The sequence below is a fragment of the Herbaspirillum rubrisubalbicans genome (assembly GCF_003719195.1).
GTDB lineage: Bacteria > Pseudomonadota > Gammaproteobacteria > Burkholderiales > Burkholderiaceae_D > Herbaspirillum > Herbaspirillum rubrisubalbicans.
The window spans coordinates 1,610,120-1,627,799 of record NZ_CP024996.1; the positions used below are offsets into that span (position 1 = coordinate 1,610,120).

18 protein-coding genes and 1 tRNA gene are annotated in these 17,680 nt (G+C 57.4%); 8 read left to right on the plus strand and 11 right to left on the minus strand.

The features are described 5' to 3' along the window. Window positions 1-312 precede the first annotated feature (312 nt). The 3 genes from RC54_RS07125 to RC54_RS07140 form a co-directional block, all read right to left on the minus strand. Window positions 313-594, minus strand: a complete 282-nt coding sequence (locus RC54_RS07125; protein ID WP_082803070.1) for a hypothetical protein — start codon at window positions 592-594, stop codon at window positions 313-315. Between the two features lie 431 nt (window positions 595-1,025). Further along, window positions 1,026-2,183: a porin gene (locus tag RC54_RS07135; protein ID WP_061789047.1), complete on the minus strand. Its 1,158-nt coding sequence runs from the start codon at window positions 2,181-2,183 to the stop codon at window positions 1,026-1,028. Window positions 2,184-2,725: 542 nt separating this feature from the next. Further along, the gene (locus tag RC54_RS07140) at window positions 2,726-3,670 is read right to left on the minus strand and encodes a LysR substrate-binding domain-containing protein (protein ID WP_061789048.1); all 945 of its coding nucleotides are present in this window, start codon (window positions 3,668-3,670) and stop codon (window positions 2,726-2,728) included. A gap of 248 nt (window positions 3,671-3,918) precedes the next feature. Here RC54_RS07140 and RC54_RS07145 point away from each other — a divergent pair, with 248 nt between their 5' ends. From RC54_RS07145 to RC54_RS07180, 8 genes are all read left to right on the plus strand, one after another. Continuing rightward, entirely contained in the window at window positions 3,919-4,683 is a 765-nt protein-coding gene (locus tag RC54_RS07145; RefSeq protein WP_017455208.1) for an ABC transporter permease, read from the plus strand. After that, entirely contained in the window at window positions 4,683-5,711 is a 1,029-nt protein-coding gene (locus RC54_RS07150; protein ID WP_061789049.1) for an ABC transporter ATP-binding protein, read from the plus strand. The genes RC54_RS07145 and RC54_RS07150 overlap by 1 nt, the downstream gene beginning before the upstream one ends. A 34-nt stretch (window positions 5,712-5,745) precedes the next feature. Further along, complete coding sequence (locus tag RC54_RS07155) at window positions 5,746-6,813, plus strand: extracellular solute-binding protein (protein ID WP_017455206.1); 1,068 nt, start codon at window positions 5,746-5,748, stop codon at window positions 6,811-6,813. Between the two features lie 65 nt (window positions 6,814-6,878). Further along, a complete protein-coding gene (locus RC54_RS07160) occupies window positions 6,879-7,682 on the plus strand; it encodes an ABC transporter permease (RefSeq protein WP_061789050.1) in 804 nt (267 codons plus the stop codon). After that, window positions 7,651-8,196: a TIGR00725 family protein gene (locus tag RC54_RS07165; protein WP_044529337.1), complete on the plus strand. Its 546-nt coding sequence runs from the start codon at window positions 7,651-7,653 to the stop codon at window positions 8,194-8,196. Before RC54_RS07160 ends, RC54_RS07165 begins: the two co-directional genes overlap by 32 nt. Window positions 8,197-8,519: 323 nt before the next feature. After that, entirely contained in the window at window positions 8,520-9,335 is an 816-nt protein-coding gene (locus tag RC54_RS07170) for a hypothetical protein (protein WP_061789051.1), read from the plus strand. 280 nt (window positions 9,336-9,615) lie between these two features. Next, window positions 9,616-10,458, plus strand: a complete 843-nt coding sequence (locus RC54_RS07175) for a hypothetical protein (RefSeq protein ID WP_061789052.1) — start codon at window positions 9,616-9,618, stop codon at window positions 10,456-10,458. After that, window positions 10,445-11,074: a site-specific integrase gene (locus RC54_RS07180; protein WP_164471195.1), complete on the plus strand. Its 630-nt coding sequence runs from the start codon at window positions 10,445-10,447 to the stop codon at window positions 11,072-11,074. Before RC54_RS07175 ends, RC54_RS07180 begins: the two co-directional genes overlap by 14 nt. Before the next feature lie 235 nt (window positions 11,075-11,309). On the opposite strand, the gene RC54_RS07185 is transcribed toward RC54_RS07180, so the two are convergent. From RC54_RS07185 to RC54_RS07220, 8 genes are all read right to left on the minus strand, one after another. After that, window positions 11,310-11,540, minus strand: coding sequence for a hypothetical protein (locus tag RC54_RS07185; protein ID WP_061789054.1), 231 nt, complete (start codon window positions 11,538-11,540; stop codon window positions 11,310-11,312). A gap of 99 nt (window positions 11,541-11,639) precedes the next feature. After that, window positions 11,640-11,984, minus strand: a complete 345-nt coding sequence (locus tag RC54_RS25045) for a hypothetical protein (protein ID WP_156481266.1) — start codon at window positions 11,982-11,984, stop codon at window positions 11,640-11,642. 946 nt (window positions 11,985-12,930) lie between these two features. Then, window positions 12,931-13,015 (minus strand) — tRNA-Leu (locus RC54_RS07190). Between the two features lie 139 nt (window positions 13,016-13,154). After that, complete coding sequence (locus tag RC54_RS07195) at window positions 13,155-13,901, minus strand: Fic/DOC family protein (RefSeq protein WP_061789055.1); 747 nt, start codon at window positions 13,899-13,901, stop codon at window positions 13,155-13,157. Next, window positions 13,849-14,553 (minus strand): hypothetical protein, encoded by a 705-nt coding sequence (locus tag RC54_RS07200; RefSeq protein WP_244216455.1) that lies wholly within the window; start codon window positions 14,551-14,553, stop codon window positions 13,849-13,851. The genes RC54_RS07195 and RC54_RS07200 overlap by 53 nt, the downstream gene beginning before the upstream one ends. A 120-nt stretch (window positions 14,554-14,673) precedes the next feature. After that, window positions 14,674-15,114, minus strand: coding sequence for a surface-adhesin E family protein (locus RC54_RS07205; RefSeq protein WP_017454085.1), 441 nt, complete (start codon window positions 15,112-15,114; stop codon window positions 14,674-14,676). A gap of 271 nt (window positions 15,115-15,385) precedes the next feature. After that, entirely contained in the window at window positions 15,386-16,465 is a 1,080-nt protein-coding gene (locus tag RC54_RS07215; RefSeq protein ID WP_061789058.1) for a tartrate dehydrogenase, read from the minus strand. 212 nt (window positions 16,466-16,677) lie between these two features. Next, window positions 16,678-17,616: a D-hexose-6-phosphate mutarotase gene (locus tag RC54_RS07220; RefSeq protein WP_061789059.1), complete on the minus strand. Its 939-nt coding sequence runs from the start codon at window positions 17,614-17,616 to the stop codon at window positions 16,678-16,680. Window positions 17,617-17,680 lie beyond the last annotated feature (64 nt).

Below are 17,680 nucleotides of genomic sequence, written 5' to 3' on the forward strand. Positions count from 1 at the left end.
AGGATGGCTTATCCACAAGTTTATGCACATAAAACGGGGATAAGTTTCCAGCTATGAAGCGGCTTTTGGCGGGGTTGCATAAATAGTTTGCAAAGCTGTAGCCCATAAAAAAAGCCCTCGCGTGCGAGAGCCTTTTTCTATTGAATTCTTTGCAGTCCTGGCAATTTTCGTCTTTTTGCCGGTTCTCGCACCCCTTCAAAAGCCTTGTTCAGCCGGACCTCATGGGGGCTCTCGTAACTGCCTTTTTTCGGAGAGGGAGCGATTATATAGCTATGAATGGAAAAATGATACTGCTCGACATGGAAATTATTTTCACTCAGAAGTAGGGGGATTCTTGCGCACGAAAGGGTAGCCCGCTTCGTAGATGATCCAGCCTTTGCCCTGGGGGCAGGAGACTTCCCGGTACATGAAGGCCTTGACGATCTGCTCCCGGCCCAAGGCATAGGTTTCTCCTTGGCGCAGGAGGAAAGCCGGTTCATCGGCCTCATCGGCTGCCTTGAATACTGTCACGTCCTGTGTTGCCCGCCATGTGCCTTCGGGCTGGCTGCAGCCGGGCAGGGACAATACAGAGAGCAGGAGCAGAAGGTTTTTCATTTCCGGGGGTAGTCGTTGAGCTTGACCGCGCGTTTTGATCGTTGAATGACGATTAGCAGTTCTTTGGGAGAGACGCCGGCATTGGACGCCGGCGCGAAAATAAACCTTGGATCGTGAGCCAAGATGCCGATGTTTTCAAGGACATCGGCGACGTTGGTGGAGCAGCTATTGGATGCCAGATTGTAGCTGGCACCAACACGTATTCTGCGTGATGGTTGATACAGGAGCGGCTGCAAAAAACGAAAATGTACTCCGAAAAGTGCATTTTGCTTACCTCAGAAAATTATTTTCCAGTTGGCGTGCGCTCGGTGTCATGGATGAAGCGGTCTCTCGCGCTCGCTTGACGATATTGACTGATCGAGCAGGTGCATGAAGAGATCAGACCGCCCATGCTCTGAATGCAGGGCGGTCTGTCTCATGGATTGCAGCAATCAGAAGTCGTGCTTGATCCCTGCCGCAACCGCCCGGATGTTACGCCCCGCCAGCCCGTTGCCTCCGGCGCTGCCGGCGCCGCCGATGTCGTATTTTGCATTGCTGCCGTTGCGCAGCTGCACCAGTTGCGACCACAGTTCGGTGCGCTTGGAGAGCGCGTAGCGGTAACCCAGCATGATGATGTTGGAGGCGCTGCCATTGCCGACATAGATGCCGGAGAAGACCGGCGTCTGGTCGCCGTGTCCCTGCCCGGCGTGGTACCAGGACAGCTCCAGCGTATGCTGTCCTTCCTTCTTGCGCGCGGTCAGGCCAAAGCCGTTCTGGCGTAGATCCCGCAATCCGGGGTTGCTGTATTTCAGCGCCTGGAAGTAGCCGCCGAGATAGAGGGAAGGCGTCACCGAATACCCGGCTGCCAACATCAGGAGCTGGTCATTCAAGGCCGTGCCGCGCACGTTGTGATGCAGATCGTAATCCAGCGCCACGATGGCGGCATCGCGCTGATACTGCACTTTGCTGGACCAGGCCATGCCGTTGCAGCCGGTGACTTCGCCCAGCGACAGATGCGTGGCGGCACTGAAGCCATTGATCACTGGTGAGTCATAGCGGATGGAATTGCCGAAACGGCTATCAAAGGCAAAGCTGTTGGTCGCGCCGCCATTGCCGGCGACCTGGGTGCAGGCGGTGCTTCCGGCATTGCCGCTGGTGTCGGTGAAGGTGTTGCTGTAGCCATTGGCCCAGAAGCCGTTGAGATTGTCGTTCATCATGCTGCTCTGGTAGCCCGGGCCGGCGATTCCATGCAGATCGTCGAGCGGATTGAGCATGTAGCCGAGCTTGACCGAACCGAAGGAGCCTTGCAGTCCGACCGAACTTTCCCGGCTGCCGAGGGCGCCGGCACCGGTATCGGGACTGAACCCCGACTCCAGCATGAAGGTGGCCGCCAGCCCATCGCCCAGGTCTTCGCGGCCCTTGAAGCCGATCCGGCTGGAGAGGTTGTTTTCCTGCGTGGCCGCACCACGGCCTTGCCCATAGCCGGAATAATTGACCAAGCCCACGTTAAGCCGTCCATACACCGTCACGTTGCTCTGCGCATGAACAGGTGAGGCCAGAACGATCATGGCGATCACCGAACCGGCCAGTGCATTTGCTTTGAAAGACATGTTGATTTCCCCTGTTGTCATAAAGAAGTGGCCTGTCGTTTGCTACATCCATCCCATGGGATTTGCGCCTGTTTTCAACAAGCGCCCGCAAAGGGAGGCGATGCAGCGGGCTTAATTCTATGAAGCCGAAGCAGGGTGAAAATTGAGTTTTTCGCACACTACGATGAGCAGCCAACGCATCACCGACGGTGGTTGCGAGAGAGTGCAGGAGGGGAAAAACTAGGGCCTGTTCACATTTAATCTGCGAGATGCGTTGCCCCCAGAAGGCGTGGTGGCAAGGCGCGCGTCAGGGCTGGTGGTGGTGCCACCAGCCCTGACGTGCAACGCGGCCAGCGCGCCTTCTGGGGGCAACCCTTCGGGAGAGGCCGCCAAGCGTCGCCTGCCGTTGTTGCAGCTCCTTGCCGTAGCACCACTACGGCGCGTCGCCGCGCCTAGGCAGACAACGCTTGGCGACCTCTCGCACTCGCAGATTAAATGTGAACAGGCCCTAACCAATGCGCAGACGGACTGCGCACCATGCAGCGCAATTCGAGGTGAACTTGTCAGGCCAGGGTATTGGCCGGAACACGCAGCGGCGCAACGGTATGCGCATCCCGTGGATCAGAGCAGGCCGCCTGCAACCACGTCCGGAAAGCCTTGAAAATGGGGAGGTTCAATTGCTCCTTCGGATAGCAGAGATAGTGCCCCTGATTGATTTCCACACTGGTGGAAAAAGGCTTGACCAGCAATCCCTTCTTCAGCTCCTGCCCTACCAGGAATTCGGGAACCAGGCCGATGCCCATGCCGTTGACCACTGCTGAAATGAGCACCGAGTATTGCTCGAATCTCGGTCCCAGCAGAGCGCGCGACTTGTCGATCTTCACGTGGTCGCACCACAGTTCCCAACTGCCCGGCGCCTCGATGTGCTGCAGCAAGGTGTGGCGATGGATATCGTTCACCCCCCTGATGGCGCGTTCGCCTTTCAAGTCTTCCGGCCGGCAGATCACCACGAAGCGGTTGCCGATCAGGTATTCGGAAACCACATTGGGCCAGGTCCCCTTGCCAAAACGCACTGCTGCGGTGACGTCCGAGGGAAACATCTCGTCCGAAGAAACGTGTGCCTTGAAATTCAGCTTGGCGTCCGGATAGATCTGCTGGAACAGCGGCCAGTGCGGGATCAGCCAGTTGGTGGTGAAGGTCGGGACGCTGGAGAGCGTCAATGAGCTGTCGCACGATCTGACGGCTAGCATGTCCAGCGAGGCCGCTTTGATGATGTTGAGCCCTGGCGCCACCTTGGAGAGATACATCTTGCCGTTGCCGCTCAACACCAGCTTCTTGCCGCTGCGGCGAAACAGCGCCACCCCGAGAAATTCTTCCAGGCTGGAGACCTGCCGGCTGACCGCGCTGGGCGTGATGCAGAGCTCATCGGCGGCATCCGTGAAACTCAGATGGCGCGCCGATGACTCGAAGGCCAGCAGCTCATGGATGGTGGGACAGATTCTCTTCATGGGGACGGGCAGGGAAGGGCGTCTCGCGTCAGGCCGGAAGCCAGACGGGGCGCCAGTTTGCCAAGCGGATATGACAGGAACATGACGCTGCTTAACAGGTGTGGCTTTCTGGTGGTTGCGATGAGCGCCCATCATCGTTGAATGCGGAATGCGCAAAATGCAGCCCGGAAAGCTGCACTAGAATCTCGTTCGATTCGATACACCACCATTCCTCGATACCGCCGGGGCCACCTCGGACAGAGTGAAAGATGTTACTCAGACTGATCTCAATTTCGTATGGCCTTTATCTGCTGCTTCCCATCGCGCTGGTCTGCGTGGGCTCGGTGGGTCAGACCTGGACCAACACTCTGCTGCCGGAGGGATTCACGCTCTCCTGGTTCGTCGCGCTGTGGCAGGACGTGTCCATGCGCCGCGCATTTTTTTCGAGTCTGACGCTGGCCTTGTGTACCTGCGTGCTCTCGACGCTGCTCTCGGTGCCGCTGTCCTACTATCTGTACAAGAACGGCCGTGGTGCCAAGGCAGTGGCTACCGGCTTGATCGCCTCGATGCCTATCGCGGTGCCGACCATCACACTGGCCTTCGGTTATCTGCTGGTCTTCAATTCGGACTGGCTGCCCTGGCAAGGTTCCTTCGGGCTGCTGATCGCTGCGCACACCATGCAGACCATGCCCTATCTCACCAACACACTCCTGAGCGATCTGCGCCATCTGAAGCTGGATCAGCTGGAGCAGGCAGCCGCCACACTCGGTGCGAGTGCTGCCCAGCGCTTTTTCGGCATCGTGCTGCCCAATCTCGGCCACAGCTTGATCTCTGGACTGGCCATGGTGTCGGCCCTGTCCATTGGTGAATTCGGACTGTCGAACCTGCTCTCCAGTTTTTCCAATCGCACGTATCCGGTGGTCTTGCTGCAAGCCTTCTACGGCGCTACCGGCCTGGCCTGCGCGGCCACGGTGGTGTTGCTGCTGCTGGCTGCGATGGCCTCCCTCATCTCCACTTATTTTGCCAAACGATAATGGGTCTGCATTTCAACGATGTCGTTTTTCACTATGGCCAGAGCCGGCATGGTATCGATCAGCTCAGTCTCAACATCGCCAAGGGCGAACTGCTGGCCGTCATCGGCGCCAGCGGTTCGGGCAAATCGACCTTGCTGCGCCTGGTGGCCGGATTGCTGCGCCAGCAAAGCGGGCACATCGTCCTGGATGGACATGACCTGACCGGTGTGGAAGTACACAAGCGCAATATCGGTATGGTGTTCCAGCATTACGCGCTGTTCCCCCATCTGAGCCTGCAAGACAACGTGGCCTATGGTCTCAAGATGCGCGGCATCTCCCGCGAAGAATCGGTCCGCCGGGCCGGCGACATGCTGGCGATGGTGGATCTGGCAGCAATGGCGCAACGGCTGCCGCATCAGATCTCGGGTGGGCAGCAGCAACGCGTGGCACTGGCGCGCGCACTGGCCTACCGCCCCAGCGCCTTGCTGCTCGATGAACCGCTGTCGGCGCTGGACGTCAACATCCGCGGCTATCTGCGCGATCAGATCAAGGTTCTGCAGCGCGAATTTGCCGCCACCACCCTGATGGTCACGCACGACCAGGAAGAAGCGCTGGCCATCGCCGACCGCATCGCCGTCATGGATGGCGGGCGCCTGCTGCAGGTCGCCACGCCCCAGGAGCTCTACGAGCGCCCGGCCAATCGTGCCGTGGCCGGCTTCGTCGGCCATTCCACCATACTGTCCGGCCGCGTCGTCGCCGCTGGCATCGTGGATGTCGGCTTCCAGCTGCTACTGACACAGACCGGCAAGCTGGCCGTGGGCACCCCGGTCTGGCTGCTGATCCGGCCGGAATGCGTCAGCGTCGATGCCAATCCGCGCACGCCGAACTGTATCGAGGGAGAACTGAGAACCGTGCGCTATCTCGGCGCCACCAAACGTTATGACTTCTTCCCCAGGGGCGGTACTGCCGCGATCCTGGGCGAGGGCGCGGATTTGCCCGCGCATCGCATCTCCATCAAACCGGAAGATATCTATCTTCTGCAATCCTGATCCTGTCCAGCAATCTCATTCTCGGGGAAACACCATGATCAAGTACCTTCGCATCGCCGGCCTCTTGGCCGCGTTCATGTCCACTGCCACCAGCATGGCGGCCGATTTCAAGGAGCTCTATCCGGGCGAGGCCGCGCTGTATGAAAAGGCCAAGTCCGAAGGCATGGCCGTCTCTTTCGACACTGGCCCGGAGTGGGCCAACTGGAAGGCGCTGTTTTCTGCATTCAAGCAGCGCTATCCCGAAGTGGAGCTGACCTATAACGATCTCGGTTCGGCCGCCACCGTCGTCGCGTTGGACAAGACCCGCCGCCGCCCGCAGGCCGATACGGCCTACTACTTCGCTGCTTCGGCGCTGGATGCGGTGAAGAAGGATGTGGTGGCGCCCTACAAGCCAGTCAACTTCGACAAGCTGCCGCCGGTGTTCCGCGAAGCCGAAGGGAAGTGGTTCGCCGTGCATTCGCTCAACATCGCTTTCCTGGTCAACAAGAAGCTGGTCAAGGAAGTGCCGCAATCCTGGGCCGATCTGCTCAAGCCGCAATACAAGAGCAGCGTGGTCTATCTGGACCCGCGTTCGGCCGGCGTGGGCCAGGTGACCGTGCTGGCAGCGGCCTACGGCAACGGCGGCAGCGTGGACCAGATCAAGCCCGGCCTGGACTACCTGTCCACGCTGCACAAGTCGGGCAACGTCCTGCGGGTGGAAGCCACCACGCCCTATGCCAAGTTCCTCAAGGGTGAAATCCCCATCTGGATCGGTTACGAGAGCGATGGTCTGAAGGCCAAATATACCGATGGCATGGGGGATGCGATTGCGGTCGTCATTCCGCGCGAAGCCAGCGTCTCCGCACCCTATGCCATGAGCCTGGTGAAGAACGCTCCCAATCCCAATGCCGGCAAGCTGTGGCTCAACTTCGTGATGAGCGACATCGGCCAATCCCTGTTCGTGAAGGGTTATGTGCGTCCGGCGATTGCCGTCAAAGCGGCGGGCGACAGCGCCGTCCAGCTTCCCGATGCACCGCAGATCCATGCGCTGGATATCGAAAAGGCCGCTGCGAAGAAGGATGACATCGACCGTCAGTGGGCCAGTGCTGTCCTGTTGAAGTAAGGCGGCCATGCTTGCGGCCTGGCATCGCTGGTCCAGGCCGCACCGCCTTTTAGAGAGAACTTCGTATGCAACGATTTGGATCGTGGCCGGCCTGCATTGCGCTGGCCCTGTTTTTCTTCCTGCCGCTGCTGTCGTTGCTGCCCGAAGCCTGGAGCGACGGCGGCCACAGCTTCGCCCATCTGTTCGGTGACCGCCTGTTCTGGCAGGGCTTGGCCAACACCTTGCTGCTGGGCCTGCTCTCGGGCGGCATGTCGGTGGTGGTGGGCAGCCTGATCGCCATCCAGTTGGCGCGGCAGCCGCAACAGCGGCGCGGCTGGATGATCATGCTGCTGGGCTTGCCGCTGGCGTTCTCGGGCCTGGTGATCGCCTATGGCTTCATCCTGGCCTTCGGACGCGCAGGTTTCGTCACGCAAAGCCTGGAAGTGTTTGGCATTGATCCGGCCAGTTCGGGCAGTCTGCTCTATTCCTTGTGGGGCCTGGCCCTGGCCTATGCCTACTACCTCATCCCCAGGGTGGCGCTGACGCTGTATCCGGTCTTCGCCAATTTCGACGTGCGGTCCTTGCACGCGGCGCGCACCATGGGTGCTTCGCCGCTGCGTGCTGCTGTTGAGATTGCGCTGCCCCAGGTCTATCCCGCCATCCTCCAGTCGGGATGTGTCGTGGCGGCCATTGCCATGGGCACCTATGGCACGGCGTTGGCGATGGTGGGGGCGCAAATCAATATCCTGCCGCTGCAGCTGTACCAGAAGGTCAGCGACGGCGGCAGCGATCTTTCCGAGGCCGCGGCGCTGTCGTTGGTGCTGCTGGTCTGCTGTTCAACTTTTATTGGAATCGGTGATGCAGTTGCAAGACGTCGACAATCAACTTAGTCAGGAAACACAAGAGGTGCTGGCCCAACTGGCACAGCGGCAAGCCGGCGCCAATGCGATCCGCCAGCCGGTGGCGATCATCGGTCCGGGCGAGGCCACGGACGAACAGAAGGCCAGCGCCTTTCGTATTGCGCGTGCATTGGCGGGGGCGGGTGTGCCCATCATTTGCGGTGGCAAGGGCGGGGTGATGGAGGCGGCGGCACAAGGTGCGCGGGATGCAGGGGGATTGGTCATTGGCATTCTTCCTGATGCCGATGCGGCGAGCGGGAACGCTTATCTGAGTGTGGTGTTGCCTACGGGACTTGGGGAAGCCCGTAACGCGGTCATCGCAAGCAGCGCAATTTGCCTGATTGCGGTGGGGGGAGGGTGGGGGACTATCTCTGAAATGGCCTTGGGTCTCAAGTGGAACAAGCCGGTTTTTGCGACCTATGATGCGGAGAAGATTCCTGGGATTCAGCAATTCGATAGTGTGGAGATGCTGATTTTTCGGGCTGCGGGTTGGTTGTGTGGGTGATGTCAGGCCGATTGATGGATGCCATCAGAGATGATGGTATTCATCGTGGATGTCATGCTGCCTCGCCGGACGGCGAGGGGCAGAAAAAAATGCTGTGTCAGCAGTCACGCGGGCTTTAAAACATCTTGGTATTTCCATTGCGCAATCATTTGGTTCCAGAATCAAAAAAGTCCTTCGAGATCCTTGCAAATTCTGCCTTTGTAGAAAAAGTTAGTCAGAAATGCCGTCAAGCACCGGCAAATCTCAAAGTAACCAAACCGTTGGGCATTTGCCATAATGTAGTCACAGTTTCCCGGCGCGGAGTGCAATCTCTAGGAGAAGACGTGACAGAGAGCCAATTTGACGACGAAGAGCTTTATGGTTGCGAGTACAGTCCCGAGGATCGGCCATGCTACCTGGCGCCCGGCGACATTCCCGATGGCGAACTCCGCTCTGCGCTCGGACAGCTTTGCTTCCTGCAATCAGATCCCTATTTCCGGACACAAGCTTTTAATCTCGACATGACGGATGGGTTTCTCATGGAGCTTGAGTACGCGACGTTGCGCGAATGGTTCGAGACTGAACGCACGCCACCTCGGGCGTATTTTCTTGGCGCCCAATCGCAGATGTGGATCTTCGCCACTTACGAACTGCTGCGATCTTGGCGCGAGTGGGTTAGTGAGGTCAAGAAATGGTCTGCCAATGGGGGCTTGGATCAAAAGCTTGCATCTCTGAAAAACCAGGCTAAAGACTTCAGCCACTTTGGCATCGAAGCCAAAATAGGCCAGTTGAAGGCGGTGATTAAGAAGCCAGAACTTGTTCTTCTGATCGAGGCCCATCTGGACCACACATACGTTTCCTTCAAGAAGTTGGAGTTTTTGCGTGTTGCATTGGCAAAGAATCAGGTCAGCGGGAAGCCGAAGTTGATTCCATCGATGCCGACCCATGGCCGTATTAACAAAGAATGTGGGGCATTGGATTATGAACTTCAAAACGGAATTTACATCATCGGACAGATGAGCCGCCGTGACGTGGCAGATGCAATACGTGGCCTTGATCTCACAGCCGCACCTCCATCCAAGGAGAATTTAGCTTCCTTTGATACCTATATGAAAGGGCCTGGCAGCGGAATTCCTTCTAGTGAAACATCATGCGCGTAGGCACTCACCGCGCAGCCTTTCGAATATTTGATCGGATGAATCCGTGCTGTCGGTAGATAAGAAAATAAATGAGAGATAAAAATGCTAGGGAACATAAAAGGTTTGGTTGATCGGTTGCTGATCCGCCCCCCTCTCTGTATAAACCGTTCTCGCTGATGAGTGACATGACGGCAATTTGCATAAAGAGAAATCCGTGCTTTATCCGCCATTTTCAAGTCTACGGGTCGACAGTGGCGGAGGGGGCATCGATTGCTAAGTCACATTGCATGAAGGTGGATTGATGTCAGAGAAAAAAACAGAAGCAGCATCGGATATTCAGGATACCGCTAGTCACTTCTTGACGACATTGCAGCCGTATGCGCCTGTGATCCTGAGCGGGCTGCAACTTATAACTGGCGCAACACAGGCATTATCCGATTTCTTCGCTCGCGAGATAGCCCCGTGTTTGGAGCGGGCGCGAATTGATTGGGCGGAGATAACGCGACGATTGAATGAGCTGCCTGCCAAGTCCAAAGCCGCCATGACTCTTGCTTCATCCAAAGGCTGGTTTTTCGGTTGGGACCAGTCTTTGGAAGATGTTTTGGTCTTGGTAGAAAAAATGGCCCAAATCGACCCCTCGGAGGTGGATGAATTACTGTCACAGTATTACCGCGACAACCTGCAGTCGATGGCGTATAGCCTGACGAAGCAGTACCCCGCACGGGCCGCTGCGATCAATGCTGCGGTTAAGGCGCACTCAGATCTCGGCGGCGAGGGCTACTATCTTTCTGTGCCGGTATTTATCGCACAGGCGGACGGCTTGCTGACCGACATCACCGGCGTCAAGTCGGCTCTAATGAAATCTCGAAAAAACATTTATTCACGAGATGAGTTGCAAGCCTCTGAAGCGTTACGCTTGCGATTGCAGGACGACCCGGAATCGCTGGCCTTGGTCACCCAGTTCCTCAATCTACATGAGCATGACCTCATGAAAAGCGCGGATAAGCGAGTGAAAGCCGCAGAGGTCAGCATCTCTTTCAGATACGACAATCCGCAAGTACCTGATGATTGTCAGCCATATTTTTCGCACAGCTATCTCCAGGCGCTGGTGCGTCGACCTACAAAATCCGGTGAAAACGGTTGAACTGCCTCGACCGTCACGGATGAGAAGCAGGCGGTTTGAAGCTGACGAATATGAATATCTGAGTGCCGAATTCGCCAAATTCTCCAATCCCCAGATTTGGTCCTTCTTTGAATTGCTGATCGAAACGGCATGTCGCAGAGGTGAGCTTTTACGACTTCGCGTTCGCGACATTGATCTCGAAGCTAGAACCGCAACTTTGCTAGATACCAAGAATGGTGAGGACCGGGTGATCGGTCTTTCTTCGCGGGCAGCAATGCTTTTGGCACCGCTGTTGAAGAAGCCCACCGGTGAAAAAGTGGTTTCCGTTCATAAGGAAGTGCCCGAGAAGAGGGTTTTCAACGTCACCACGCGGGCCATTCGATATGCGTTCGAGAAAGCACTGTCATTGGCTAAAGATAAATACAGATCCGATTGCGAGAAGGCTGGGCATCAACCAAGAGCCGGATTTCTCGAGAATATTCGGCTTCACGATTGTCGCCGAGAGGCCACTAGCCGAATGTTTGAAAAGGGTCTGGACGTCATGGAGGTCTCCTCGCAGACCGGTCATAAAACGTTATCTATGTTGCGCGGATACACCAACTTAAGAGCAAGCGCATTGGCTCGAAAGCTGGGTTGATTGAATGCTAGGGGGCTGGTGAAAACCAGCCGCTTCGAAGATAGGTTTTTTAATGCTTCTGTTTGCGGCGACAACGTTTCTTGAGTCACCGTAACCCCGAAGGGCGCACTTATGCAAACTGGCCTGCGGCCAGTTTGCGTGCGGTCTGCGACGCAAACCGCAACACCTGGAGGTATTTCCATAGCGATTTTTCATTTGTCAGTGAAGGTCGTGAGTCGTAGCACGGGGCGATCAGCTACTGCTGCGGCCGCGTATCCATAAGAATCAGGAAGTCATCTGAACTTATTTTTCCTATTTCAACAGCATTTAGAAAGACTGCCCCTGCCAAGATTTTCTTTCGGCTATCGATCTTTCTATCATCCTCTGCCTTTCTTGCTTCAAGTGCTTTCTTTTGCGCTCGAAGCTGCTCAAGTTTTTGTTGCTGATGAGCGATTTTTTCTTGGATTTGCGCGAGTGTCTTATCCATTGATGGGTCTCCGTCTTTAAGCGATCAGCCGCTATAGCAGCATTTCGAGTTCGGCTAGTGTGTGACGGGAACGTATATCCGACGTCGAGGCGGAGTCGATCATAGTGCGACCTGTGCGACTGATGCTGACAACCGTTCTTCAGCTCTTTGTCGATTGCTTTTGCGACCGCCTTTTTTGCGAATCGTGCCAGCAGAGGAGTTCCAAATCAATCTCAAAAGATCTTCCGTGCGGACATAAACTCGCGAGTTGAAGCGAACAACATCCAACCCCGCGCAGCCGCCTCCGGCTCCAATCTTAGAGCCGCCGCGGCTTAGTTGATTTCTAATGGTCTGGTAGCTGATTGGAAGAAAATCAGGCAGCAACGTTATCGGAAGTAGTTCTCGATTTCCGCCATTGGCTGCTGCTAGCCGTTCGACAAGTGATGTGCGGAGCATCAGCGGCATGCTGCTGTCCAATTCGATTGAACGAGAATGGTGCTCGGAATTTGAGGGGAATATATTTGAAACGCCCATGGGGGATCCACTAAAACGCCCCTTAACTTTGCAGTTAAGGGGTGAGTCAGTGCGATCTTGGCAGCGTCTTGATTGGTTGACTAAGCAGGCACGCTAACTTTCGTTACTTCCTGCTTGATGCTTGCCCTCCATTCATTCCAGCTCGCAGAAAATGGAAGAAGAGAGAAGGGGGCACGGGCCTTGGGCACCTACCTTGAATAGAATCTGTCCTATACACAACCGGGTTTTACGCCTTCGCCAATTTCGGCAACCCAGAGACTCTACCCGCGCATTCTAACTAAAAAATTTTGTCTATCGCAAGCCACAGGCCAAACTTTTTTTGTCCGTGCTTTTTCGAACTGATCGAAGAAAACAACATGCTGATGTTGTTTTAGAGATTTTTAAAAGACCATCCTTTAAGAACCTTTAGGTAGCGAAAATCCAATACCAGATTGTCTTTGCGCGGGGATAGGTCATAGTTTCCGGTGCCTTCGGACATATTTTGCGGTGTCACCGAATATTAAAGGTCATAACTTTCGGGGATTGCGGTCATAAGATCCGGTGGCGTCTGGACCATGGGTCATAGTATTCGGTGAACCTACGCGCGGCTCGAAAAAAAAACGTCATGCCCGGGCGGGACAAAGAGTTTCGGTTGAAGCCACCGGCTGTCGGCAGTAAAAGGTCATACTTTTCGGTGGGTTCAGAGCGGTACGGCCAGTTGTTTTTATGTGCTAAATTGACGTTGGTGATTCTGGGTGGCCTTGGCAGCTTGCCTGGACAACAGAGGACAAAGTCACAGAGTACAACGAGGTATTTTCAGCTGTAATGGGCTGTACTGATTTCTGCGCCAGAAAATAAAAATGCACCCCGAAAGGTGCATTCTTAAGCGAAAAATTACTGGTGCCGGGAGCCGGAATCGAACCGGCACGCCTTGCGGCGCGGGATTTTGAGTCCCGTGCGTCTACCTATTCCGCCATCCCGGCGACGCAAGCCAGCGATTATCACCGATTTCATTCGCGAGAGCAAGCCTTGTGTTGATCTATCTTTCTTGAAGAGATGAAGTTCATGCTCCAGATGGGAAAGCAAGGTAGCCCCGCCAGCGTAAATAATTTGCTGATTGTGCTAGTCGTCGTCCTGACCGGTTGTGCCACGGCTACGTTTCATATCCAGGTAATGGCGACGGGCCGTCGTATCGTCGGCACCATAGGCAACGTCACTTTGCTGTCGGCTGTTTCTGCCATCCAGGCCGTCGATGGCTTGCAGATGTTCCAGTAACGAGCTGCGAGGCGTAGCGCTGCCAATGAAGGGACGCAAGTAGCGATCCAGATGCTGTCCTTGAGGATGGAGTAGTTCCTGGGTCAGTGCTGCCAGATAATCCTGTTTGCGCGTAGCACGCCAGTCGATGGTGATGCCGGCGCGATGACTCAGCACGGAATGGACTACCAGCATGGTGCGTCCATTGCCATCGAGGAAGGGATGGCCCCAGGCGAAGGCACCCATCACGGCTCCCGGCCGGGTGCGCATGGTCTTGCGGTCATTGCCCATGTGTAGGCCCCATTCCACTGCACGTTGGCACAACTCTGCGGCTTCGAACTGCAGGCGCTCACCCTTGCCGATCAAGCGGCCCACCCCAAGCGTGTGGCGGTCCTGTCCTGCCCATGGGTAGAATTCGCCGAAGAGCAGGCGATGTACCTGCATGAAATGCTCATAACGCAGCGGGCCGCGTACATTTTCGAGATAGTCGAGTGCGGTTTCCAGATTGGCTTCGAAGAAAAGGTGCTCCTGCACCTTGATTTCATCGCCATCCTTGAGACCTTCAATGTTGCGTAGATAGCCCGCGCTCTGGAAGTCGCCGAAGGGATCGAACACCTTTTGTCTCCCGCATATAGTTGGTCATCAGGCGCGCCAGTTGTGCGCCATTGAGAAGGCCTTTCTTCTTCAGGGCAACCAGCAGCTTGCCCACCGGGTCCAGCGTCACGTCATCGCCTGCGGCGCGGGTGACGGCTTCGGCATAGTCGTCCAGTCCGGTGCGCACGGGATGCACGCGATGGGCTCGCGCGTAGCGTTCGATGAAGCGCTGTACACCTGTGGTGGGAAGGTCGTCTGGATTCGCAGGCAGAGAGGGGCACATTCCGTCTTGCGTGGCATGACGCAAATAGCGCACTTCCACGCCATCGATGTCCACCTTGCGTTCGATGCGGCGACTGCCGACATCTACCCACAGTACCGGGCGATCTTGCTCGGTGTCCTGTTGCACGCCATTGATTTGAATGCCGAGCTTGGCGAAGGCCTCGCGCAGCAGGTCGGCAGGCGGGGCTTGCAGGTGACCACGCCCATCCTCGCCAGGCTGCGACTTGGCATAGAGCCCTTCACTGAGTCGTATCAGCCATCCTTGCCCGACCAGTTGATTCAGTCCGGCACTGAGCTGCGAGGGGCTGGCCATTCTGGTGAGTTCGCTGCGCAGTACGACCTGGCCCTGGCGCTTGCGCAACGACACCCTCAACCTGCTCGATAGCTTCATGTCGGCCTCTCATGAGATGACAACCTTGATATACGCAAGATTATACATTTTCTCAATGAAAACATGGGCTTAGTGTGCTTTTGAGGGCGGGTGTTCCGGCATCGTCCGCCAGTGGCGCAGCTATTTTCCGCACACCGCCTCAATGGCCCGCTCCCCGGTCGAACCAGGAATCGGATCCTGCAGCTTCACATCCGAATAGGCCAGTTGCGGGGCCAGCAGCAGTTGTCCGCGACCATCGGCCTGCGCATACATCTTGCGGCTGCCGAATCCCAGCTGGCGATTGCTGCAGTCGAAGTAGGCGGTCGAGACTTCGGAGAGGTAATAGGTCTTGCTGCCCTGGCCCATGAGCAATTGCGGGCGGTTCCAGTTCAACAGGATCTGGGCCTGGCGCACGCTGCGGGTGGTCACGATGCTGCTCTTGTCGATGAAGAAGCTGCCGATGCTGTTCTCGCCCAGCGGTGACCACTCGGCATGGGCCGGCAGGCAGGTCGCGGCCAGTGTGGCGGCCAGCAGCAGGGGCAGTGTCAGGCGGGGGGCGGGGTGGGGCGGTCGTGGATCCATGTCGCAAGGCTTCGCGTCAGGTCAGCATCATGGCCAGCATGGCGACATCGTCTTCCAGCAACAGTAGCAGCGTGATGCTCCAGAAGAGCAGTTCGGCCAATACCCGGTGTCCTGTCATGCGCAGGCTTGCAGCCATGTCCAACTCAACGATCGCGAAAAATAAAGTTGCGGCAATCCTAACATGCCCATCGCGAATGAACATGCTGCGCGCACATGAAAATGGCTCGCACACGGCGAGCCATTGTTCATTTCACGCTTGGGGCCGCGTGGTTCAGATCGCCGCCGCAATGGCCTGGCCGACCTCGGTGGTATTGCTCTTGCCGCCCAGGTCAGGGGTGGTCGGGCCATTGACCAGCACCTGTTCAATAGCCGCCAGCATGGCGTCGTGCGCCTGGCGGTACTTGCCTTCCCCATTGCCCAGGAAGTCCAGCATCATGGCGCCGGACCAGATGGTGGCCACCGGGTTGGCGATGTTCTTGCCGAAGATGTCGGGCGCCGAACCATGCACCGGTTCGAACAGCGAGGGCAGTTCGCGGGTCGGGTTGATGTTGGCGGAGGGGGCGATGCCGATGGTGCCGGCGCAGGCCGGGCCGAGGTCGGAGAGGATATCGCCGAACAGGTTGGAGGCTACCACCACGTCAAAGCGATCCGGGTTGAGCACGAAGTGCGCGGTCAGGATGTCGATGTGGTACTTGTCGCGGCGCACGTCGGGGTACTTGGCGCCCATGGCTTCGACCCGTTCATCCCAGTAAGGCATGGTGATGGCGATGCCGTTGGACTTGGTGGCCGAGGTCAGGTGCTTCTTGGGGCGGCTTTGCGCCAGGTCGAAGGCGAACTTGAGGATGCGGTCGGTACCCTTGCGGCTGAACACCGATTCCTGGATCACGGTCTCGCGCTCGGTGCCTTCGAACATGCGACCGCCGATGGCGGAGTATTCACCTTCGGTATTCTCGCGCACCACGTAGAAATCGATGTCGCCCGGCTTGCGGTTGGCCAGCGGGCAGGGCACGCCCGGCATCAGGCGCACCGGACGCAGATTGACGTAGAGGTCGAAGTCGCGGCGGAACTTGAGCAGCGAACCCCACAGCGAGACGTGGTCCGGCACCGTGGCCGGCCAGCCGACAGCACCGAAGAAGATGGCTTCGAAGCCCTTCAACTGTTCGAACCAGTCATCGGGCATCATCTGGCCGTGCTTGGCGTAGTAGCCGCAGTGCGCCCAGTCGAAGTGGGTGAATTCGATGTCGATGCCGAACTTCTTGCTGGCGGCCTCGACCGCGCGCAGGCCTTCGGGCATCACTTCCTGGCCAATGCCGTCGCCGGCGATGACGGCGATTCTGTGGTTTTTGCTCATCGTTGCTGCTCCTCTGGAGATGACTGGGCGATAAAAACTGCAGTCATCATAGAACGCTTCTGCCCAACGGTCATCCACGAACTGGTGATTTTATAAAACACGATTCGTGAACAGTGCAGAAAACGTCAGCCCAGAAAAAAGGCGCTACCGCAGCGGTAGCGCCTTCGCAAGTGCAGTTGACAACCGATCGGCGGCAGCCGGACCCGCAGGTTTCAGCCGCCCAGGGCTTCGGCCCACAGGCTCACGCCCATGCTGTGCTCGGCCCCTGGTTCCAGTTCCACCAGGTCATCCATCACATTGGCGGTTTCGATGCACAACATGCGTTGCCAGGCGTCATCGGCAAACTGCGACAGCCGTCGCGCCTTGCTCACCCAGGGGTTCCAGACCACGGCCGAGGTCGAGCCGCTGGCTTGGATATGGATGCGGCGGTTCCAGCCATCGTCGCGGATCGATAGGTGGGGCGGCAGGTCGAGGTAGATGCGGTCGGTTTCGCTGCTGACCACCAGCGCACGTTTCTGCTCGCGCTCGGCCCAGCCTTCCAGGGTTTCGATATAGCGCTGGCCTTCCAGGCCCTCGACGGTGACGTCATGGATGCTGCTGACGGCAAAGTAGCTGTGCAGTGCCTGGGTCAGGGCGATGTGCTGCTCGCTGCCGTTGCGGGTGGTCAGTTTCAGATGCAGGCGGTCGTCCAGCAGGATTTCCAGGCGCAGCTCGATACCCGGCGGCAGGTGGCGCAAGGCCGGTGATTCGTTGGTCGGGGGAATGGCCAGTACCAGGCGCACGGTGTCGCCTTCGATGGCGTTTTCCATCAACAGCCAGGGGATGCCTCGCACCAGGCCATGCGCCGGCAGGCGGCCGCCGGCGTGCAGGGATTGGACTTGTGGTGGATTGCGCATGAGGTCGCCGAACCAGGGCCAGCATACCGGGATGCCGCCGCGCACCGAGTTGCCGGCTTCGAAGGCGGCTTGCTCGCTCATCCAGATCAGCGGCTCCTGGCCGTGGACCTGGTAGCGCAGTACCTGGGCGCCCTGTTCGGCAATCAGCAATTCGGCGCGCTCGGTCTGTACGCGCAGGCACTGCAATTGATTGACTTCGATCCGCTGGATATGCGGGAGGTCGGGCGGGACTTCCTGCTCTTCGATGATGCTCATGCCGGTGACTCCAAGGAATTCATTGCGATTGCGCAAGACTGCCACATTTCGCGTCGTTGCGGGA